Source organism: Paraburkholderia sp., from assembly GCF_035656215.1.
In the GTDB taxonomy this organism is placed as follows: Bacteria; Pseudomonadota; Gammaproteobacteria; order Burkholderiales; family Burkholderiaceae; genus Paraburkholderia.
The window spans coordinates 1-3,921 of record NZ_DASRSY010000277.1 but is presented as its reverse complement, the minus strand read 5'-3'; the positions used below and the strand labels follow the sequence as shown (position 1 = coordinate 3,921).

The following is a 3,921-nucleotide window of genomic DNA, read 5'->3' as shown; positions in this document are numbered from 1 at the left end:
TCATCATGTTTCATCGTCCCGCTGTTGCGCAGGAACTGACAAACGATGCGTATGCCAGCGGCTAACTGGTGCGCGCGGTTCAAATGAAGCACGGACGCAGGTGGGCGGCGACAAAAGTCGTAAGCGCTTTCGAGTGGATTCAGCAAGCGGTCAAGCATGGCGAACCTCCGCGTGGGCAAGTTCAGCAACAGCTGCAGGCGCACCGCCCGCGATATCAAATGTGGCACGGCCGCCCGGGCCGGGTGCGGCGCGGCGGATCGCTCCGGCGGCGATAGCGGGGATTGATTGGAATTGCGTTTGCTCGGAACGAGCGGGGAAATGACGCACGGTTGAAGCCTCCTGTATCGGGTTGATGAACCCGACGCCCCGACGCCAATCGGGGTGGCCGGGCACAAGGCGAGGTTGGCGTACCGGCGATACAGGAAACCGGCGAGCGCAAGCGCTCCCCCACCAAGGCCCGACCATAAGGGCGCTTGATGCGGGCGTAAAAAAACCGCCGGTCGGCGGATGCCCGCCTGTATCTGTTCCTGGACGCCAATCCAAGGTCACGGTGTCTCCGTGACGAAATCAGTATAACGCACGTCGGCAGTGTTGATCGCTGCGACGCAGCAGCGCTCCGATGGCCCGCCGGGCCGCGGGGATTTACTCTGTTTCCTTTGATTCGAAATAACGCGCTGACGCTTTCCCGGCGCCCTTTCGCGCCTATTTTGATTCTTTGATTTTTAATCAGAACTAGACGGAAACAGGGCAAAGATTGCACTAACCCGGTTGTACCGACAGAGCTCGTGAAATCCCTCGGCCGCCGTTAAGCTGCAGTTCTTTGCACGCAAATTCGCGGTCAAATTCGCACGCGTGCCGCCGCGCTCGCCGTCGTCGCCCTGCGCTTCGTTATCAATTGCTATCCTCGCCTCAGTACAAGGTTCACAGAACTCTGTCATTCATCGCGACGACCATCAAGGCCGTCCATGCGCCAGGTGCGGGCCTGCATCGCGGTATGCGCCGCCGCCCCCGCGTGTAGCACGGCTAACCGTTCCTTGAAGTGGGCGAGGTTCGGCAACAGGTCCGCGAGGGGCCCACGCACGGCGCGCGTCATCGTGTCGGCCAAACGCTCGCTCGACCAGCCTTCGCGATGGGAAAGCTCGTCAATCATGGCGAACAGTTCGCCTCGCATACGCTGCATTTGTACGGGTGACAGGTTCGGCCCCCACGGCAGATATGGGCCGTCCTCGCCTGGCAAGCTGAAGCAATCGGACGGCGCGTCGCCCGGAATTTTCAGGGATTGCTCCCCAGCCGGGGTTACGCGCGTTACATGGGTTACGCTTCCCGCAACGCCTGGACCGACGGGCGTCTGCGCGTAACCCGTTTTTTCAGGTCGCGTAACCCCGTCGCCGGTCGCCGGGTTACACGGCGCGGGCGCCGTAACCCACGCGGGGTTAGAGGGTAACGCTGCCGATGAAGGCGGGTTACGCGCTGCGCCCTGCGGCGTGAGGCCCGGCGGATTCTGTAACCCTGTCACCCGCGTAACCCCATTTTTTAAGCGGGACGCAAAATTTCGCGGAATCATTGCGTCTCTCCCCATATCGCCGACGTGAGTACATACACCTTGGTTGGCCCTTTCAGGCCGATGCGCTCGGCCCGCTGCGACCGTCCATCACTCGCCGGTTTAAGCCAGCCCGCGTCAATCAGCACCTTCGAGACCGCCCTCGGCTCAAAGCCCGCACAGATTTCCCGGCCATAGACTTCAGGAAGCACGAGATATTCGACCGCGCCGCCGTCGCCTCGCCGGAAACCTGCCCGGTTGATTGTCGGGCGATCATCCATCGTGCCGAGGTCAGAAAAGCGGCTTTCTTCGTGTGCCTCGAAAAATGCCTTCACTTGCGAGAGCATGGCGGCGCGTTCCTGATTGCCCGCACTGCCGCGCGCGTCCAGCCATTCAGCGAAGCAGCGCGCCGCCGCCGCGTAGGCCGCGCCTTCCGGCCAGCCGGTGATGCCGTTCGCCGTCGCGTATTCGCCTGCCAGCCCGATCAGCGCGAGGCGTTGACAGACGCGCTGCGCCTGTCCTCCCGCATCGTGCGGAAGATGCCTGGCGACGAACGCGCTTATTTCGTCGCGCAGCCATTGCGTGAGTTGAGCCAGGTCGGCAGTCACGGCGTCGAGAAACGCGGGCGCTGCGCTTCCGTGATACGTCCCGGCGTTCCCGATCAGCCTGGACGACAGCGCGCCGCCGTTCTCGCACTCGTGAAGATATTCGAACAGACCTTGACCCGCGCCCGCATCGGCCGGTATGTCTACGAGTCGTACCTCCTGTCCCGCCTTAGCCCGCTTGCCACCTTCGCGCATGTGCTGCGCGAGTCCGATTTCACCAGCCGACAGAAACAGCAGCCGCCACGATTGACGCGGGCGCGCGGTTCCGGTGCGGGCGGCGCGTGCCTTGCCGCTGCCATTGGCGAGCATATAAGCAATCTCGCCTGCTTCGCGCGGATCGACCTGGGCGAGTTCGTCCAGCACAAGCAACGCATCGTTATGCAGTGCTGCGAGTGCTTCCAGTCCGTTCGCCGTCGCTCGCCAGCGTTGCAGATAACTCGCGCCACCGTACACGCTCGATGCAACATACAGAGCCGTTGTCTTACCCGTACTCGACGGGCCGACAAAGTTCAGGCCACCCGATTCCTGTTCCGCTGGACGCAGCAGCATGGCGGCGAATGCCGCGGATACCGCCACCAGCAGACGCGAATTGCCGACACAGTAGCTCGCGACATGCGACTGCCAATCCGCGAGAGTGCCCGCCTGCTCATATTGACGCTGGAAGGTATCCGACTGGAACAGCACGCGTTCGGACGCTTTGCCGATAGTCCGGTCAGGCAACACGAATACATGCTGATGCCACCCGGTACGCGTTACACAGCGGGCGCGTTCGTCCGGGCGCGCGTTCGTGATGTACTCGATCAGCTTGTTACGCGCCTTGTATCCAGGCGCGATATCGAGACCCAAGCGTGCCAGTTCGCCGCGCATGTCCGCGCCGTCGCCCTTGAGCAATTCCATCGGCATGGCCCAGATATGTGGTGTGCCGTCTGCGTCCTTCCATTCGAGGACACGACCCCAGTTCTCCGAGCTGCTGTCTCGTACCAGCGCTGTGATGTACAACTCGGAGCATATGCGGCGCGGTACGCCGTCGTCATCCTTGAAGAACACGCCGAGATGATTCGCGACGAAACCAGACGGCGCACGCACAGAGACGCGCGGCGAATGTTCGTCGTCGCTGTCTCCGTCTTGCTGGCTGAGCCGGTTATTCATCGCCTTCTGGCGGCGCGCTTCGGCATACGAAGGCAGTTCGCCGCGCCAGCGCATCCAGAACTCGGCACGCGCGGCGTCAAGCGCTTCGGCGTCGTCGGGGCGCGGCGCATCATTCAGGCTTGCGGCGTTCACTGTTTTTTTCCGCGCGCCGCATGCCTGCGGCTTGTATTGATCTGCTGCTGAACCCATGCCACGACTTCGGCTTCGATCCAGCGAACCGCCGCGCTGCCGATCGTAACGGGCTTCGGAAATTCGTCCCGCGCGATTCGCTCGTAGAGCGCGCTACGCTGAAGCCCCGTTATCTCGGAGACACGCGAGCGCGGGATCAGGATGGGAATTGTTGGATCGGCCATGACTCACCTTTGCGGTTAAAGGCGCGCGCTGGAACAGCGCGGCATGGCTGAATTAGATTGGCGCAATCGGGCCGTGAATAGCCGGGTAGGTTCAGAAAACCCACCCCGGAAAAAGCGCTAGGGGGTGGGTGGGTTTGCGCTGAAGGGGTGGGTGGGTTTCAGTGAGCGCCACGCGCAAACCTAATGCCAACGCGGCTTAAGAGGTGGAGGGTTACTGGCCTGGAGTCTTTGGCGCGCCGCCGGTTGGCTGCCAGTTAGCGACCTTGGCGACTTC

General features: G+C 62.5%; 3 protein-coding genes. All 3 read right to left on the bottom strand.

The window, feature by feature from the left end:
- Positions 1-934 precede the first annotated feature (934 nt).
- The 3 genes from VFE81_RS15590 to VFE81_RS15580 all read right to left on the bottom strand — a co-directional run bounded on the left by VFE81_RS15590 (position 935) and on the right by VFE81_RS15580 (position 3,647).
- A complete protein-coding gene (locus VFE81_RS15590) occupies positions 935-1,150 on the bottom strand; it encodes a hypothetical protein (RefSeq protein WP_325045456.1) in 216 nt (71 codons plus the stop codon).
- Between the two features lie 410 nt (positions 1,151-1,560).
- Positions 1,561-3,426, bottom strand: coding sequence for a DUF927 domain-containing protein (locus VFE81_RS15585; RefSeq protein ID WP_325045455.1), 1,866 nt, complete (start codon positions 3,424-3,426; stop codon positions 1,561-1,563).
- Complete coding sequence (locus VFE81_RS15580; RefSeq protein ID WP_325045454.1) at positions 3,423-3,647, bottom strand: helix-turn-helix transcriptional regulator; 225 nt, start codon at positions 3,645-3,647, stop codon at positions 3,423-3,425. Before VFE81_RS15580 ends, VFE81_RS15585 begins: the two co-directional genes overlap by 4 nt.
- Between the last annotated feature and the right edge of the window lie 274 nt (positions 3,648-3,921).

What these genes read in the sequence shown, in the direction of transcription:
- VFE81_RS15580 (WP_325045454.1), bottom strand. Translation starts at nt 3,647, where the DNA reads ATGGCCGATCCAACAATTCCCATCCTGATCCCGCGCTCGCGTGTCTCC.
- VFE81_RS15590 (WP_325045456.1), bottom strand. Translation starts at nt 1,150, where the DNA reads ATGATTGACGAGCTTTCCCATCGCGAAGGCTGGTCGAGCGAGCGTTTG.